Raw genomic sequence first — 16,956 nt, 5'->3', positions numbered from 1 at the left:
CGGAGAGCTCATGGCGGCAGAATCGAGGAAACGAGGAGTTGCGTGTAGGGCTCGCGCGGATCGTCCAGCACCTGGTCGGTGAGGCCGGTCTCGATGACGCGGCCGCCCTTCATCACCATCACGCGATGCGACAGCAGGCGCGCAACCGCCAGATCGTGGGTGACGATGACGACGGCGAGGTGCAGTTCGGCGACGAGATTGCGCAGGAGATCGAGCAGGCGGGCCTGGACCGACACATCGAGGCCGCCGGTCGGCTCGTCCATGAAGACCAGCCGCGGACCGGTGACGAGATTGCGCGCGATCTGGAGGCGCTGGCGCATGCCGCCCGAATAGGTGCGCGGCGCATCATCGATACGCGCGACGTCGATCTCGACACGGGTCAGCCAGTCGGAAGCGCTCTCGCGAATGCGGCCATAGTGATTCCAGCCGACCGCCATCAGCCGCTCGCCGACATTGGCGCCTGCGGAGACCGCCATGCGCAGACCCTGCGCCGGATCCTGATGCACGAAACCCCAATCGGTGCGGAACAGCAGGCGCCGCTCGGCTTCGCCAAGCGCGGCAAGATCGCGGGTGACGCCGTCGCGCATCCGATAGGACACCTGCCCGCCGCTCGCCGCGAGTTGGCCCGACAGCAATTGCAGCAGCGTCGACTTGCCGGAGCCGGATTCGCCGACGATCGCCAGCACTTCACCGGGATAAAGCGAGAACGACACGTCGCGGCAGGCGGCAATGCGGCCGTAGGACTTGCTGAGGGTATCAGCGACCAGCAGCGGCTGATCGGTTTCGAGCAGATCCTGGTCAGCCATTTGCTTTCCCTTGTGCCTCTCCCTGCGCCTTGTCCTTGTACGGCGCAGCGCTCATGCTGCCGTGATGGCCGGCGGCCTGGCGGCCCTCGCAATAGTCGGTGTCCGAGCAGACGAACATGCGGCTGCCCTTGTCGTCGGTGACGATCTCGTCGAGGTAGGAATTTTCGGCGCCACACAGCGCGCAGGGCGCGTTGAAACGGTACGGCTCGAACGGATGATCCTCGAAATCGAGCGACACCACCTGGGTGTAAGGCGGGATCGCATAGATGCGCTTCTCGCGGCCGGCGCCGAACAATTGCAACGCCGGGCAATTGTCCATCTTGGGATTGTCGAATTTCGGCGTCGGCGACGGGTCCATCACGTAGCGCGCGTTCACCTTCACCGGATAGGCGTAGGCGGTCGCGATGTGGCCGAAGCGGGCAATGTCCTCATAGAGCTTCACATGCATCAGGCCGTATTCGGCGAGCGCGTGCATGCGACGCGTCTCGGTCTCGCGCGGCTCGAGGAAGCGCAGGGGTTCCGGGATCGGCACCTGGTAGACCAGCACCTGGTTCGAGTGCAGCGACGCCTCGGGGATGCGGTGGCGAGTCTGGATCACGGTCGCATCTTCCGTCGACGTCGTCGTCGCGACCCCGGCGGTCTTGGCGAAGAATTTTCGGATCGAGATCGCGTTGGTGGTGTCGTCGGAGCCCTGGTCGATCACCTTCAGCACGTCCTGCGGGCCCAGGATCGCGGCCGTGACCTGCACGCCGCCGGTGCCCCAGCCATAGGGCATCGGCATCTCGCGGCTGGCGAACGGGACCTGATAGCCGGGGATCGCGATCGCCTTCAGGATCGCGCGGCGGATCATCCGCTTGGTCTGTTCGTCGAGATAGGCGAAGTTATAGGCGGGCGCGTTCATTCCGCGGCCTCCTTCATGGCATCGGGCGCGTTGGCGTCAGGTGAGGCTTCGGCAAATTCCTTGCGCAGCTTGCGGAGCAGTCCGAGCTCGGACTGGAAGTCGACATAATGCGGCAGCTTCAGATGCTCGACGAAGCCGGTCGCCTGGACGTTGTCCGAATGCGACAACACGAATTCTTCATCTTGCGCAGGGGCTCCGACCTCTTCGCCGAGCTCGCGGGCACGTAGCGCCCGGTCGACCAGCGCCATCGACATGGTCTTGCGCTCGCTCTGGCCGAAGGCGAGGCCGTAGCCGCGCGTGAAGCACGGCGCTTCCGTCGCCGAGCCCTTGAACTGGTTGACCATCTGGCACTCGGTGAGCTCGATCGCGCCCAGCGGCACGGCAAAGCCGACGTCCTCGGCGGCGAACTCGACCTCAACCTCGCCGAAGCGGATCTCGCCGACGAAGGGATGATTGCGGCCATAGCCGCGCTGGGTGGAGTAGCCCATCGCCAGCAAAAACCCTTCGTCGCCGCGCGCGAGATTTTGCAGGCGCAGGTCGCGATCGGCCGGGAAGTTCAGCGGTTCGCGGGTGAGATCACCGACGCTGGCGCCGTCTTCCGTCTGCGGCGAGGATTCGATCAGCCCGTCGCGACCGAGAATGTCCATGACGCGCGGCGTCGCCGCGGTTGAGGCCTCCGATGTCGCCGGCGCTTCCGGCACAAAACCTTCAGCGAGTGAGGGGTCGAGCAGGCGGTGCGTGTAATCGAAGGTCGGCCCGAGGATCTGGCCACCCGGAATGTCCTTGAAGGTCGCGGACACCCGCCGCTGCACGCGCATCGCAGCGGTATTGACGGGCTCGCTGGTGCCGAAGCGCGGCAAGGTGGCGCGGAAGGCGCGGACCAGGAAGATCGCTTCGATCAGATCGCCGCGGGCCTGCTTGATCGCGAGCGCTGCCAGCTCGCGGTCATAGAGCGAGCCTTCGCTCATGACGCGGTCGACGGCGAGCCCGAGCTGTTCCGAGATCTGGTCGAGCGAGACTTCCGCAACGCTCTGGTCGCCGCGCCGCGCATTGGCCAGCAGGCGATGGGCGTTCTCGATGGCGCGTTCGCCGCCTTTGACTGCGACATACATGCGTCAGACTCCCATGCTCGTAACGCGGGTCGTGCGCGGGATCGCCACCACGGCATCATCGGCAACCAGAACCACGTCGATGCCGCGCGGAAACAGCGTCTCGTTGAACCGCAGCTGGTCAAACAGGTCGAAGGGTTTGAACGACGCCTGCAGCGTCGCGACGCCGTCGATGCCGGGGCCGCGCAGCTCGAAACTCGGACCTGAATCCAGGCTCTCGACCTGAATGATCACTGTGGTCGATCGGTCAGGATATTCGTTGGTGCCGAGCGCAAAACGCTCCAGCGGCGGCAGCAACACGCCGTCGCTGATCAGCGCAAAAGCCGCGATGGAAGAATCCTGGATCACCGGCGCGCCGGTGTGGAACTTGAGCCACTTCAGGACGTCGGAGCTTTCCGACATCCGCGCATCGAGCCAGAGCGGCGTGTCGTGGTCGAACAGCGTCAGCGCGATCGCGGCGGTGCCGCGCATCATCGGGCCGGCCGTTCCCGCCATCGGCACGATGCGCTGGACCGCGCCCGGTCGCGCCATCGCATCCATGACCGAGCGAAAGGTCGATTGCGCCGACAACACCTTGTCGACGAACCCCGGCGGCAGTTCCGCAATCGTGGTCATGGCCTCACCCCTCACCGCGCACCATGGTGTAGAAATCAACCTTCGTCGCGGCGGTCTCTTCCGCCGCGCGGCTGCGCCGAATCATAAGCTGCTCGCGCAACGGCGCGATAACGTCGCGCTCCACCAGCCCACCAAAATCGCGAGACTGCACCAGCGCGTCGCACAACGCGATCAGCCGCGCCTTCTCGCCGTCGCGCCCGAGCGTGTAGCCGAAGCCGACCTCGCCGCTCGCAAGCCGCACCGCGGCGCGCGACACCGTCGCTTCGCCGAGATTGAACGGCGCGCCGTCGCCGCCGACCCGGCCGCGCAGCATCACCAGACCGTTCTCGGGCTCGCGCAGATCCTGATGACCGGGCAAGGGAATCGTGCGGAGGCGGGCGGCGATCTCGCCCGCCTCCGCGTGCGCCAGCACGGCCATGGCGGCCTGGCGCTGGGCTTGCTGGATGTTGTGTTGGGTCACCGGATCCACCGACCGTTTTGACAGAACTTGCCGAATTCAAGTTGTCTATGATAATAGACAACTTGATACGGAAGCGCCATGACTGTTTCGTGACAAGCGTGTGATTTTCGGGCTAGGCTGACCGCCGACATGAGCATGCAGGACACCGCCTCTTCAGGCGTCGCATTGTGGCGCCTCGTTGCCGACGGCATCGAGCGCGGCATCGCCGACGGCCGTTTTGCCGCAGGCGACAAATTGCCGGGCGAAATGGAAATCGCCGAAACCTATCGCGTCAATCGTCACACCGTGCGGCGCGCGCTGGCGGCGCTGGCGGAGCGTGGCATCGTGCGCGCCGAGCGCGGCAGCGGAACCTATGTCGAGGCGCAGAAGCTCGCTTATCCCTTGCGCTCGCGCACCCGCTTCTCCGAGATCGTCGGCGCCGACGGCCGCGAGCCGCATGGCCAGATGATCGAGGCATCAGACGATGTGGCGACCCGCGAGCTCGCGCGAGAGTTGGGATTGAAGACCGGCGCGCCGCTGGTGCGGATCGAGGCCATCCGCCTCGCCGACCGCACGCCGATCTGCGTCTCCACGACCTGGCTGTCGGCAGAGCTGTTTCCGGGCGCCGGCACGGTGTTTGCCGCCACGCGCTCGATGACGAAGATGCTCGAACATTACGGGATCCGCGACTACCGCCGCGGCGCCACCCGGATCACCGCCGGTATCGTCGACGCCACCGACGCCGCGCGGCTCGATCTGCCGCTGGGGCGGCCGATCCTGGTGGTTGACGCGACCGACCTCGATCTCGAGGGCAAGCCGCTGGTGACGAAGCACTCGCGATTCGCGGCGGAGCGGGTGGAGTTTTTGGTGGAGCCGTAGGGCTCTTCCCCTCTCCCCTTGTGGGAGAGGGTGGCTCGCCGCGGTAGCGGCGAGACGAGTGAGGGGTTCTCTCCGCGAGTCCAACTCTCGATTGAATGCGCGGAGAGAACCCATCATCCGGCGCTTCGCGCCACCTTCTCCCGCAAGGGGAGAAGGGAAGAAGAGACCTCAGGCCACGGCCCTGCGGCCAATGATCGCGAACCGCAGCTTGCCCGAGATGAAATCGATCGCGGCGACCGCGACCAGGATCATCAGGATCAGGAACGACACCTTCTGCCATTCCAGCACGCGGATCTGTTCGGCCAGCTGAAGCCCGATGCCGCCAGCACCGACGATGCCGATGATGGTGGCCGAACGCGTGTTCGACTCGATGAAATAGAGCACTTGGCCGGCGATCACAGGCAGTACCTGCGGCATCAGGCCGAAGCGGATCTCGTGCAATGCGCTGCCGCCGGAGGCGCGGATGCCCTCGACCTGCTTCTGGTCGGCGCCCTCGATCGCCTCCGAGAACAGCTTTCCGAACGCGCCGAAATCCGACACGGCGATGGCGAGCACACCGGCGAACGGGCCGAGCCCGACGACATTGATCCACACCAGCGCCCAGATCAGCGTATCGACGCCGCGGATCGAATCGAGGAGGCGCCGCACCGGAAAGCGCACGACGCCCGGCACGATATTACGGGCAGCGAACAGGCTGACCGGCAGCGCCAGCACGGCCGCCAGCGTGGTGCCGAGCAGCGCAATCGACAGCGTCTCGCCCAGCGCCTTCAGATAGATCGGCAGCGACGACCCGGGATCGGGCGGGATCATCATCATGCTGATCCAGCCGAGCTGGCTGAGGCCGGCGACAAACTGCGACGGCGAGAAGTCGAGATCGACCAGACCGCAAATGAAGATGCCGAGCGCCGCGACGATCATGGCCGGCATAGCGAGCCGCGCCGAGGCCGGCCGGTCGAACACATCCGGGTAGCGCGCGCGGATCTCAGCGGTATCGACCTCCTGCGGTCCCGTCACGTCCGCGCCTCCTTGCCGAACAGGCGACCGCGCAGCCAGCCCGTGCTGATATCGATGATGAAGACGGTGACGATGATGAGCAGCAGGATGGCGCTGACGTCCGAGTAATAGAATTTTCGGATGGCAACGACGAGTTCCTGCCCGATGCCGCCGGCGCCGACGAAGCCCATCACCGAGGCTTCGCGGACATTGATCTCGAAGCGCAGCAGCGCATAGCTGGCATAGCCCGCGGTCACCTGCGGCAGGATCGCAAAGCGCATGCAGGACAGCCAGCTCGCCCCGGTCGAGCGGACGCCCTCGACCGGCTTCATGTCGGCGTTCTCGACGATCTCCGAGAACAGCTTTCCGAGCGCACCGGTGGAGTGAATCGCGATCGCGAGCACACCGGCCATCGGCCCGAGGCCGAAGGCGATGACGAAGATCAGCGCGAAGACGATTCCGGGAACAGTGCGCGCAAATTCAAGCAGACGCCGCACCACGAAGCGCAGCCATGGCCCGGGCGAAGTGTTTTCGGCCGCGAAGAAATTCAGGACAAAAGCGAAGGTGGCGCCAATCAACGTGCCGACATAGGAGATCAGCAGCGTCTCGCCCAGCATCTTCAGCCATTTGCGCCAGCCCCACAGCCACTCGCCGATATCGGTCCAGACGCGCTGGCCACTGTCGAGCGTCAGGATGCGGTCGAAATAGCTGACGAAGTTGCCGAAATAGGTGAACAGCGTGCGCAGATTCACCTCGGCGCCGATCGCTGCGAGCACCAACGCTGCGGCGAAGATCACCAACCCCAACATGAGGCGTAGCCGCTTGCGCGCGACCGCCTGACGGTAGGCGGCGTTGAGCGCGGCGAGCTGTTGCTCGGGAAGGATCGAAACCGCTGTCGTCATCGGATCAGGGCAAATGCTCGATCAAAGAGAAAGAGCCGGGTCCATCGACCCGGCTCCAGTGACGTCGCCCTGAGATCAGGACGCCTTCTTTTTACGCAGCGCGTCGACGAACTTGATCAGCTCGATCGTGGCATCCCAGTCCTTGGTGGTGGCGGGATGAAAGCCCTTCTTCTGGCCGTCGGAGAGGCGATCGAACGCCTCCTTGTCCTTGGTCGGCGAATCGAAGAACGCCTTCGCAATCGCCGCCTTCAGATCGTCAGGCAGATCGGAGCTGTAGGCGTACATCGACGGCCCGATGATCGGCGCCGACTTGTGGATGATGCGGAAATCTTCCCTCTTCATCGGCGAGCCATCGGCATTCTTCAGCATGCCCTTGGTCAGCATCTGCGCCAGGGTCGAATCGTCATCGCTGGTCCACTGATTGGCCGCGACATCGACCGTGCCCTGTGCCAGGGCAAGGATCGCGTTCTCGTGGCTACCGGTGAAGACGACCTTGCTGAAATAGGTATCCACGTCCGCGATGCCCATCTTGTCGAGCTCGAAGCGCGGCACGTTGTTGCCGGAGGTTGAATTCGGATCGACCAGACCGAGATTCTTGCCCTTCAGCTGATCGATGTTCTTGTAGGGGCTGTTCGCCTTGACGAAGAATACCGAGTAGTAGCCGGTACCGCCGTCAGCGTTCAGGTCGCTGGCAAACGCGTCCGTCTTGACGCCGGTCAGGCGGGCGCGGGCGAACGAGGCCGAGCCGTAGCACGCGATCTGGATGTTGCCCGCGCGCTGGCCCTCGATGACGGCGGCGTAGTCGTTGGCGATGCGCAGCGTGACCTTCACGCCCAATTCCTTGGAGAGATAGCTCATGAACGGCGCCCAGCGCTCGGTAACGCCGGAGGCGTTCTCGGCCGGGACGACCGCGAAGGTCAGCTCGGGATACTTGGCCTTCCAGTCGTCCGCGGAAGCGGATGTCGTGAAGGCAAGCGCGGCGGCGCCGGCAAGGATTAATCTGCGAGTGATCATGATACCCTCTTCATGGGTTGGGGTCGGTTGACGCAAAACTGGCAACTAAACAGGTGCGGCTCAGGCGGCAGCCGCCGTTCCGAGTGCCGGAACGCCCTCGGGCGCCGGCGCAGGCGTGCCGCCCATGACGTCGGCGGCTTCGAGATCGTAGAGTTCACGCGCGACGAGGTCGGTCAGTGCGGATGGCGCACCGTCGAACACCACCCGGCCTGCCGCCATGCCGATCAGCCGGTCGCAATATCTGCGCGCCAGGTCGAGCGAATGCAGGTTGCAGAGCACGGTGATGCCGAAATGCTTGTTGATGCGCAAAAGCGCATCCATGACGATCTTGGTGTTGCGCGGATCGAGCGAGGCGATCGGCTCGTCGGCGAGGATGATGTCGGGCTGCTGCACCAGCGCCCGCGCGATCGCAACACGCTGCTGCTGGCCGCCGGAGAGCTGATCGGCGCGCTGGGCAGCGAGCGAAGCAATATCGAATTGCTCGAGCGCCGACATCGCCAGCGCCTTGTCCTGCTCCGGCCAGGTCTGCGTCAGCGAGCGCCAGGCCGGCATGGTGGCGAGGCGTCCCATCAGCACGTTGGTCAGCACGTCGAGCCGACCGACGAGGTTGAACTGCTGGAAGATCATCGCAGATCGCGCCCGCCACTGCCGCAACTCTTTGCCGCGCAGCGCGGTGACGTCGAGACCGTCGAACAGGATGCGGCCCTGCGTCGGCGTCGCCAGACGATTGATCATGCGCAGCATGGTCGACTTGCCGGCGCCCGAGCGCCCGATCACGCCGACGAAGCCGCCGGGGGAGATTTGAAACGAAGCGTCGTCCACCGCGGCTTTTGCGCCGAAGCGGCACGTCAGACCTTCAACCACCAGCATGCAGGGCTCCAGAGTAGCTGCAGCCCACCGCTATCCCCGGCGCTTGACACTTGTGTGACATGCGCGATGCGGTGCGGCGATCCAACACACCTCATCCCCTGTCATTGCATCGTCATGACATTGTCATCGAGCCACTCGAAGACGAACGCCTCGCCCTCAAGCTTTCGGACGCAACATGGCCGGCAAAGTGCTTTCGGTTGAACCGACCATCGATCCCTCGGCGAAGCTACACGAGACCCGGCTCGGGGCCTATACCGAGGTCGGCGCGCGCACCATCCTGCACGAAGTGGCGATGGGCGATTACTCCTACGTCGTCAACGACGCTCAGATCACCTACACCACCATCGGAAAGTTCTGCTCGATCGCGGCGATGACCCGGATCAATCCCGGCAATCATCCGATGCATCGCGCCACGCAGGCGCACTTCACTTACCGCTCCAGCGCCTACTTTCCGGGCGAGAGCGACGACACCGAATTCTTCGACTGGCGGCGCCAGCATCACGTCCATATCGGCCATGACGTCTGGATCGGGCATGGCGCAGTCGTGCTGCCGGGCCGCAACATCGGCACCGGCGCGGTGATCGCGGCCGGCGCCATCGTCACCAAGGACGTGCCGGCCTATACCATCGTCGCCGGCAATCCGGCGCGCATCGTGCGCCGCCGGTTCTCGGAAGAGGTTGCCGGACGGCTGGCCAGGCTGGCATGGTGGGACTGGGATCACGACAAATTGCGTGCGGCGCTGCCTGATTTCCGCAAGCTCGCGATTGAAGATTTCCTGACGACATATGAAGCAGGGGCACATTCCCCTGCCAGCAAACGAAGCGCGGTCGCGTGACAGACATTTTCATCGAGGGTGGCCGGACCCTGATCGGCTCCGAGCTCACCGAGACCTCCCTTGCAGTATCGGGAACCGACATCGCGCAGATCGATGCATCTCGCGGCCGCGCACGGCTGGCGATCGACGCGCGCAATCTGCTGGTGCTGCCCGGCATCGTCGATCTGCACGGCGACGCCTTCGAGCGGCAGATGATGCCGCGCGCCGGCGTCGACTTCCCGATCGACGTCGCGCTCGCCGACACCGATCGCCAGGTCATCAGCAACGGCATCACTACGGTGTTCCACGCCACGACCTGGTCGTGGGAGCCCGGCCTGCGCAGCGGCGACAATGCAAGGCGCCTGCTGGAAGCGATCGAGCGGCAACGCCCGCATTTCGCCGCCGACACCCGCTTCCACCTGCGGCACGAGACCTATAATCTCGATGCCGAGACCGAGATCGTCCAATGGCTGGCCGAGGGCCGCGTCGACCTGTTCGCCTTCAACGACCACATGGATGGAGTCGTCGCCGACATCTCCAATCCACGCAAGCGCAACCGCATGGTGGAGCGCACCGGGCTATCGAGCGAGGAGTTCGACAAGTTCGTCGCGCGGATCGTGTCGCGTGCAGCCGACGTTCCGGCATCCATCACCCGTCTCGCTGCTGCGGCGCGTAGCGCCGAAGTGCGGATGCTATCGCATGACGATGCGACCCCGGCGATGCGCCGGGACTTTCGCGCCATGGGTGTGACGCTCGCCGAATTTCCGGTCAACGAGGAGACGGCGCGCGAAGCCGCGGATCATGGCGACGCCATCGTCTACGGCGCGCCGAACGTCGTGCGTGGCGGCAGCCACACCGGCTGGACCAAGGCCTCCGACATGATCGCCAAGGGGCTCTGCTCGGTGCTGGCGTCCGACTATTACTATCCGGCGCCGCTGCTCGCTGCGTTCCGCCTAGTCGCCGACGGCGTGCTGCCGCTTAACGAGGCCTGGAAGCTGATCTCGTCGGCACCGGCGCAAGCCACGGGCCTGACCGATCGCGGCACGCTCGCCGCGGGCCGTCGCGCCGACATCCTGCTGGTCGACGACAGCGTGACGCTGCGGCCGCGGCTGATCGCGGTGATCGCCGCGGGCAAGCTCGTGCATCTCACCGATGCAAGCCGGCTGCTTGGCACAGCGGCGACGCCGCGCGAGACTGTCGTTGCGGCATAAATTGGCTATGCTCCGGCAATGACAGGTTTTCCCCGCTACGCGATCTATTTTGCCGCCGGCGCCGACAATGCGCTGTCACGCTTCGGCGCCGAGTTGCTTGGCTATGATGCCTATGCGGACGACGAGGTTTCGTTTCCGCAAGGCGCTCTGGATGTCGCGCCGGACTGGCGCGACATCACCGCCGATCCCCGCAAATACGGCTTTCACGGCACGCTGAAGGCGCCGATGGCGCTGGCATCCGGCAGGACCGAGGCTGAGCTCAGCGCGGCCTGTGCGACATTCGCCGAGAAGGCGCGGCCGATCCCGGTGATCCGCCCCGTGGTCGATGCCATCAGCGGGTTCATCGCCGTCATTCCAGCCGAGCCGGTCGACGCGCTCCAGCAACTGGCGGCCGACTGCGTCCGCGATTTCGATTCCTTTCGTCCGGCCCTGACGGCGGAAGATCGCGCGCGGCGGAAGCCCGAAAAGCTCAGCGAGCGACCGCGCGAGTATCTCGACCGCTGGGGCTATCCCTACGTGATGGAAGAGTTTCGTTTCCACATGACACTCACGGGACGGCTGGATGCGGAACGCCGCGGGCCAATTCTGGAGATGCTGCGGGCACGGTTTGCGGCGCTGAAGCTCGAGACGCTCGCGATCGATCGCATTACGCTGTTCAAGCAGGATGATGCCGAGGCGCGCTTCCGCATCATCGGCGAGTGGGCTCTGGCGCATATGGATCTCAACGCCAGCTCACGAGATTGAAGGCGAGCGCCACCGCGCCGACCAGAACCAGGCTGGTCGCCCAGACTGCATCCAGATTGAACCAGCTTCGCGAGATGAACTTCAATCCCAGATAGCGATAGACCAGCCACGCCAGACATCCGCCGGCGCTGACCATGGCAGTCACGTGCACCACGGACACCAGCAACATCATCCCCAGACTTGCCTTCATCAGCGCGCCCGCTGCCTGATGGCCGGCATCGAGCTCGAAGGCCTGACAGAGTCCGAGATAAATCGGCACGAGCATCAAGGCGGCGCCGTGAGCAATGGCCACGGCAAATGACCAGAGCCCCAATTGCGTCGGCGGAATTCGTGCCAGCGCACGGGGATGGCGCCGCGCCATCAGCTGATAGATGCCGAAGCCGATGACGAGAAGGCTCGCGATGAGCTGGATTGCGCGCTGCCACTCGGCCAGGACGAGCAGGAATGCGAATGGCAGGAGCACGAAAAGTGTTGCCAGGAGATGCCCGGCCGACAGCGCCCACAACGCGCGAAAGAGCGCGCGCGGGCTCTTGTCCATGAGCCCCGCCGAAACAGCGAGCGGCCATCCCATCCCCGGATTGACCCCGTGATAGAGACCGCTCGCAACAAGAGCGAGCCAGAGCCAGCCAAGCGCGGGGCTCGTGTGCCCCCAATCTAGACCGACGGGTAGCAAAAGGAGTCCGTCGAACAATCGCCGCCCTCGAGCCTGATCTGGTGCGCACGATATCCGTCGGGGAAGCTCACGAAGTAGTCCTTGGCGAGCTCGAGCCCGCCATTGCGACCGACATTGGCCATGACTTCCACGCCCGGAACTCCCTCGGGATAGAACTGGTCGTCCCAAGTGGAATAGAGCGAGTTGGTCCAATACACGCGCCTGCCGTCGCGGCTGATCTCGACCATCTGCGGACCTGCCGCAAATGCCTTGCCGTTCGGATGGGGCGTGCGGCGCGCGATGCCACCGATGTGGACGGAGCCCGCAAGCTTCGGTTTGCGCGGATCACTGACGTCGTACTGGCGCATTTCACCCGTGCCCCAGCACGAGACATAGAGAAACCGGTCGTCCATCGACAGGTCGATGTCTGTCACCAGTGGCGGCACGGCGCCAAATCCCTGTAGCAGCGGCGGCAGCTTCTCCTTTGGCGCTGGTTCGGGAGGGATCGTCGCCGTCTTTTCGGCATGGAATTTTCCGCCCTCGCGCCACCAGGTCCAAATCGATGCTTCGAGATTGGTGGTGTCGACCACGACGCCGACGAAGCCGTACTCGCGAACCGGATCGTGCGCGGGCCTTACCTCCAGCGCCATCTGATGATTGGCGCCGAGGTCGATGGTTTGCACGTTGCGCCGGGCGCGGAGATCCCAGAAATGGAGACGATGGCCATATTTGTTCGCGAGGAGATCCTCCGGGACGATCCCGTTCTCGAACTGCGGCGGCAACGCCCATTCGCTCGTCACCATGTAATCGCGCGGCAGATTCCACCAGAAGTCATAGTGCAGCGTCTGCGGGCCACGGTCGATTTCCCACCGTCCAAGGACCTCGAACGTCTCGCAATCCATGATGAAGACGCCTGGAGGTCCGTTGGTGCCGTCTTTGCCGCCGCCGCCGAGCGTGCTCACATAGATGCCGTCCGGCCCGCAATGGATCGTGTGCGGCCGCGAGTAGCCGGTCTTCTTGAAGACTTCCTCTGGTTCGATGATCTTGTGGATTTTGGCTTGGGTCGGATCGGGCTTGGTATCGATGATGTAGATCCGCGACGAGCGTATCCCAGGGATGACGAGATAGCGACGCTCGATGAAGGCGTGTCCGGCGAGCGGCGACAAGGCGGACGAGCAGGCATTCCAGCCGAAGTGATGAAACTCATCACCCTTGTTAGGCATCGTCACGGTGTGGACGATTTGACTGTAAGTCGGCGATCCCGGCTTGACATCGACGACCGCGAGAGCATCCGGCTTTGAGAAATCCGGACTGAGCAGCAAGGTGTAGGCAAAGTTCTCCGCAGGCGCTTCCATCGCAAGCTTGGGCGATGCGTGAAAGGTGGGATCCGGCCTCATCGTCATGGCACTGCCTCCCTGTTCTGTCGGTTCGCGCCAACCTGGCTCGGGATAACGGCATAATGAAGAGGTGTTACGCGATGTCTTGAGATGCTCCGCAGGCGTGTTGGCAGCCGTACAATATGTCATCACCGCGCTACGGGAAACCGCCCGAGCCGCGTTAATTCGACGCTTTCAGTCAGAGTGGGCTGATGGATGAGCTGGAGCGCGTCCCGCACAGGCGCGCTTGCGGGACGACAGCGGAGTGCGCAGTCTCGTAGGGTGGGCAAAGGTGCGAAGCGCCGTGCCCACGTCCTTTCTCGACAATACGCAGGTCGTGGGCACGCTACGCTTTGCCCACCCTACGAGAGCTTACGCGTTGAGAGCTCCTCGCAATGACGCTGGAGAGCCTTACTTCCCCCAGCGCAGCGCCAGAGCGTCACGCTCCTTGGCCAATTCCAGCAATCCCGCCCGCGTCGCCGGATGCAGCGGCTGCAGCGGATGGCGGACCGCATCCGACTTGATCACACCGCCGGCCTGCATCATCGCCTTGCAGGCGATCAGGCCGCATTGACGGTTCTCGTAATTGATCAGCGGCAGCCAGCGCTCATAGGCGGCCTTCGCCTTCTCCCGATCGCCCGCGAAATAGGGATCGATGATCTGGCGGATGCCGTCGGGATAGCCGCCACCGGTCATCGCGCCGGTCGCGCCCGCGTCGAGATCGGCCATCAGCGTGATCGCCTCCTCGCCATCCCAAGGGCCCTCGATGTCCTTGCCGCCCGCCTCGATCAGGCTGCGGAGCTTTGACGCCGCACCCGGCACCTCGATCTTGAAATAGCGGATGTTGCCGAAGTCGCGCGCCAGCCGCGCCAGCAGCTCGACCGACAGCGGCGTGCCCGCGACCGGCGCATCCTGAATCATGATCGGGATGTTGATCGCGCCCGAGAGCACCTTGAAGAATTCGACGATGCCCTTCTCCGGCACCCGGAAGGTCGCGCCGTGATAGGGCGGCATCACCATGACCATAGCCGCACCGGCGGCCTCGGCCTGCTGGCTCCGCGCCGCACACACCGCCGAGCTGAAATGCGTGGTGGTGACGATCACGGGCACGCGGCCGGCGACATGCTCCAGCACCGCATGCATCACGGTCTCGCGCTCGGCGTCGGTCAGCACGAACTGCTCGGAGAAATTGGCGAGAATGCAGATGCCATGCGAGCCGGCATCGATCATGAAGTCGATGCAGCGGCGCTGGCCGTCCAGATCAAGCTCGCCACGCTCGTCGAAGATGGTCGGCGCGACCGGGAACACGCCGCGATAGGGGCGCTGAGCCTTGTGGGGGGTGACCGGCATCGAAATTACTCCCTGTCGTCCTGCCGTTAGTTTCGACACGCCCGCGGGCATGCTTGGTACCGCTACCATTTACAGGTCGCAGGCACCCACGGCAATGCCGATCCGCTTGCCGTTGGGACAAGGAATGAAAGCCTAGGCGGTCTTCACCGCGCCAAGGAAGCCCTCGACCGCGACCCGGAGACGGTCGGCATCGGCCGACATCTTGGTCACGGACTGGGACAGCACCGAGCCGGCATTGCCGGTCTCCTGGTTGAGCTTGGCGACGCTGCCGATGGTATCGGTGACCTCGCGGGTGCCCTGGGCGGCGTGCTGGAAGTTGCGCGAGATTTCGGTGGTGGCCGCACGCTGCTGTTCGACGGCGGCGGCAATCGCGGTCATCTTCTCGTCGATGCCGCTGATGGCACCGCCGATCGAGCGGATCGCGGCGACCGCTTGCCCGGTCGCGCCCTGGATCTCCTCGACCTGGCGCGAGATTTCCTCGGTCGCGGTCGCGGTTTGCGCCGCGAGACTCTTGACCTCGCCGGCAACCACCGCGAAGCCGCGGCCGGCTTCGCCGGCGCGCGCCGCCTCGATGGTCGCGTTCAAGGCGAGCAGATTGGTCTGGCCGGCAATGGCGTGGATCATCTTCACGACTTCGCTGATGCGGCCCGCGGTCTGGTCGAGGATCTCGACGGTGGCGTTGGTCTGCTCGACCTGCGACACCGCTTCGCGGGCATCGCGTGCGCTGGACTGCACCTGCGCCGAGATTTCGCCGACGGAGGCCGAGAGCTCCTCGGTCGCAGCCGCGATGCTCTCGAGATTGTTGGTGGCCTGCTCGGCGGCAGAGGAGACCGCAGCCGTCTGGCTGCTCGATTCCGACACCAGCGTGCGCACATCGGTCGCGGTCGCATCGAGCTCCCTGGTCGACGCCGCGACGCTCTGGATCACCGCCTGAACGGTGTCGTCGAAACTGCGGCATGCGTCGTCGACGGTACCGGAGCGGGCGAGTTGCAGGGCCTGCTGCGATTCGCGTTCCTGGCCCAGACGCTCCGCGGTCGCCGCGCTCTCGCGCAGGCTTTCGAGAGCGGCCGCCATGGTACCGAATTCGTCGGGATAGCGGGATTGCGGAACCGACGTCGCATAATCGCGGGCGCTGATCCGGGCGATGGCGTCGAGAATGGCGCGAACCGGGCGCATCAGGCGATTGCGCACGACATAGACGCCGGTGAGCGTCACGGCGAGCGCGACGAGGAACGCAAGCGACTGCACCACGAGATTGGTCAGTGCCTTGGCCTGCACCGTCTCGGCGCGCGCGATCGACTGGTCGAGTGCCTTGGTCGCGACCGCGACGATCAGCGGGAACGGCGACTGGCAGAGCGTATTCCATTCCGACGCGGGCATCGCCGGCTTGCCGCTGCCGTCGAAGCTCTTGGTGAGATCGCCGATCTGCTTGAGAACACCGTCGGTCTTGGCCTGCGCCTCCTTGGCCGCGGTGACCAGTTCCGACGTCACGTCGGGCGCCGCCAGGAGCTCGGCCATGCCGGCCCAGCCGGAGGCGATGGTGCCGTCCCACTGCGCCAGTGACCGCTTCTGGGTGTCGTCGAGCGGCTTGCTGCTGTTGACGTTCGAGCGCAGCACCGAGCAATGAATGCCGTAGCGGTCACGCACCTGCCAGGCGAGGCGACGGACCTGGATCATGCGGGCAATGAAGGGATCGTTCATCCAGGCGCGGTTCGACACTGCGGTGGAAGCGAGGTTCGCGGTGTCGATCACTTTGGTGACGGCGTCGTACCACGAGTTGGTCCGCTCGATCTTGCGCTCGGCGCGCGGGCGCTTGGCCTCGTCGTAGAACAGCTGGAACTGCGGTGCGGCCTCGCCCCAGCGCTGCGTCAGCGTGCTGGCGAGTTCATCACGACGGGCGAAATCGACGGTGGCGAGCGCGGCATTGATGCCGTCATAGCCACCCAGCTCTGCCTTCTCGGCTTCGGCGAGTTTGGCGCGCGGATCGTCCTCGCCGAGGATCGCGCTCTGGGCATCGCCGCGATTGTTGCGCAGGGACAGCACGCCGTGGAAGATCGCCTTGTCGGCCGCGGCAAGCCGCGCGGTCTCGAGACTGTCGCTGTAGCGACCGAAAGCTCCGACCATCTGGATCGCCGTCGAGGCAAGCGCACCGGCCGCCAGCAGGGCCATCAGGGTCAGGAGAAGCGAGCTTACCGATTTCTTAAACATTGCCATGAGTCACAAGGGGCCTACTTCCAGGAGAGGCCACCTTGCAGCGCGACATGCCAATGTTCAGTTAAGG

General features: G+C 64.8%; 17 protein-coding genes. 4 read left to right on the top strand and 13 right to left on the bottom strand.

The features are described 5' to 3' along the window. Positions 1–8 precede the first annotated feature (8 nt). Genes phnK through phnG form a run of 5 tightly spaced genes read right to left on the bottom strand, consistent with a single transcriptional unit; the run spans position 9 to position 3,900 of the window. A complete protein-coding gene (gene phnK / locus QA645_RS05985; protein WP_254128101.1) occupies positions 9–806 on the bottom strand; it encodes a phosphonate C-P lyase system protein PhnK in 798 nt (265 codons plus the stop codon). Next, positions 799–1,707, bottom strand: a complete 909-nt coding sequence (locus tag QA645_RS05980; RefSeq protein ID WP_283048867.1) for an alpha-D-ribose 1-methylphosphonate 5-phosphate C-P-lyase PhnJ — start codon at positions 1,705–1,707, stop codon at positions 799–801. Before QA645_RS05980 ends, phnK begins: the two co-directional genes overlap by 8 nt. Further along, positions 1,704–2,819: a carbon-phosphorus lyase complex subunit PhnI gene (locus QA645_RS05975; protein ID WP_283048865.1), complete on the bottom strand. Its 1,116-nt coding sequence runs from the start codon at positions 2,817–2,819 to the stop codon at positions 1,704–1,706. Before QA645_RS05975 ends, QA645_RS05980 begins: the two co-directional genes overlap by 4 nt. 3 nt (positions 2,820–2,822) lie before the next feature. Continuing rightward, positions 2,823–3,431 (bottom strand): phosphonate C-P lyase system protein PhnH, encoded by a 609-nt coding sequence (gene phnH / locus QA645_RS05970; RefSeq protein WP_254191598.1) that lies wholly within the window; start codon positions 3,429–3,431, stop codon positions 2,823–2,825. Positions 3,432–3,435: 4 nt separating this feature from the next. Continuing rightward, a complete protein-coding gene (phnG, locus tag QA645_RS05965; RefSeq protein WP_254128097.1) occupies positions 3,436–3,900 on the bottom strand; it encodes a phosphonate C-P lyase system protein PhnG in 465 nt (154 codons plus the stop codon). Positions 3,901–4,020: 120 nt separating this feature from the next. Here phnG and phnF point away from each other — a divergent pair, with 120 nt between their 5' ends. Next, positions 4,021–4,749, top strand: a complete 729-nt coding sequence (gene phnF, locus QA645_RS05960; RefSeq protein WP_254128096.1) for a phosphonate metabolism transcriptional regulator PhnF — start codon at positions 4,021–4,023, stop codon at positions 4,747–4,749. A gap of 168 nt (positions 4,750–4,917) precedes the next feature. On the opposite strand, the gene phnE (QA645_RS05955) is transcribed toward phnF, so the two are convergent. The 4 genes from phnE (QA645_RS05955) to phnC all read right to left on the bottom strand — a co-directional run bounded on the left by phnE (QA645_RS05955) (position 4,918) and on the right by phnC (position 8,528). Further along, positions 4,918–5,763 carry a phosphonate ABC transporter, permease protein PhnE gene (phnE, locus tag QA645_RS05955; RefSeq protein ID WP_283048862.1) on the bottom strand — a complete coding sequence of 282 codons (846 nt, stop codon included), beginning with the start codon at positions 5,761–5,763 and terminating at the stop codon, positions 4,918–4,920. Next, entirely contained in the window at positions 5,760–6,644 is an 885-nt protein-coding gene (gene phnE / locus QA645_RS05950; protein WP_283048861.1) for a phosphonate ABC transporter, permease protein PhnE, read from the bottom strand. Before phnE (QA645_RS05950) ends, phnE (QA645_RS05955) begins: the two co-directional genes overlap by 4 nt. 75 nt (positions 6,645–6,719) lie before the next feature. Beyond that, the gene (gene phnD / locus QA645_RS05945; protein ID WP_283048859.1) at positions 6,720–7,658 is read right to left on the bottom strand and encodes a phosphonate ABC transporter substrate-binding protein; all 939 of its coding nucleotides are present in this window, start codon (positions 7,656–7,658) and stop codon (positions 6,720–6,722) included. Between the two features lie 60 nt (positions 7,659–7,718). After that, a complete protein-coding gene (gene phnC / locus QA645_RS05940; protein ID WP_283048857.1) occupies positions 7,719–8,528 on the bottom strand; it encodes a phosphonate ABC transporter ATP-binding protein in 810 nt (269 codons plus the stop codon). A gap of 175 nt (positions 8,529–8,703) precedes the next feature. On the opposite strand from phnC, the gene QA645_RS05935 reads away from it, so the two are divergent. From QA645_RS05935 to QA645_RS05925, 3 genes are read left to right on the top strand one after another with little or no spacing between them, the layout of a single operon-like run. After that, positions 8,704–9,363 carry a chloramphenicol acetyltransferase gene (locus QA645_RS05935; RefSeq protein WP_283048855.1) on the top strand — a complete coding sequence of 220 codons (660 nt, stop codon included), beginning with the start codon at positions 8,704–8,706 and terminating at the stop codon, positions 9,361–9,363. Continuing rightward, entirely contained in the window at positions 9,360–10,553 is a 1,194-nt protein-coding gene (locus QA645_RS05930; protein WP_283048853.1) for an alpha-D-ribose 1-methylphosphonate 5-triphosphate diphosphatase, read from the top strand. Before QA645_RS05935 ends, QA645_RS05930 begins: the two co-directional genes overlap by 4 nt. A gap of 18 nt (positions 10,554–10,571) precedes the next feature. Next, positions 10,572–11,297: a DUF1045 domain-containing protein gene (locus QA645_RS05925; protein ID WP_283048852.1), complete on the top strand. Its 726-nt coding sequence runs from the start codon at positions 10,572–10,574 to the stop codon at positions 11,295–11,297. On the opposite strand, the gene QA645_RS05920 is transcribed toward QA645_RS05925, so the two are convergent. The 4 genes from QA645_RS05920 to QA645_RS05905 form a co-directional block, all read right to left on the bottom strand. Next, positions 11,275–11,868, bottom strand: coding sequence for a hypothetical protein (locus tag QA645_RS05920; protein WP_254135211.1), 594 nt, complete (start codon positions 11,866–11,868; stop codon positions 11,275–11,277). The genes QA645_RS05925 and QA645_RS05920 overlap by 23 nt on opposite strands. Before the next feature lie 83 nt (positions 11,869–11,951). Further along, on the bottom strand, positions 11,952–13,352 hold the full coding sequence (locus QA645_RS05915; RefSeq protein ID WP_283048848.1) for a selenium-binding protein SBP56-related protein: 1,401 nt from the start codon (positions 13,350–13,352) through the stop codon (positions 11,952–11,954). A 384-nt stretch (positions 13,353–13,736) separates the two neighbouring features. Next, positions 13,737–14,675 carry a dihydrodipicolinate synthase family protein gene (locus QA645_RS05910; protein ID WP_254191587.1) on the bottom strand — a complete coding sequence of 313 codons (939 nt, stop codon included), beginning with the start codon at positions 14,673–14,675 and terminating at the stop codon, positions 13,737–13,739. A 132-nt stretch (positions 14,676–14,807) separates the two neighbouring features. Further along, positions 14,808–16,889: a methyl-accepting chemotaxis protein gene (locus QA645_RS05905; RefSeq protein ID WP_283048845.1), complete on the bottom strand. Its 2,082-nt coding sequence runs from the start codon at positions 16,887–16,889 to the stop codon at positions 14,808–14,810. Positions 16,890–16,956 lie beyond the last annotated feature (67 nt).

This window comes from Bradyrhizobium sp. CIAT3101 (assembly GCF_029714945.1).
Classification (GTDB): Bacteria; Pseudomonadota; Alphaproteobacteria; order Rhizobiales; family Xanthobacteraceae; genus Bradyrhizobium.
The sequence above is the reverse complement of the archived record's forward strand: the minus strand, read 5'-3'. Positions and strand labels throughout refer to the sequence as shown.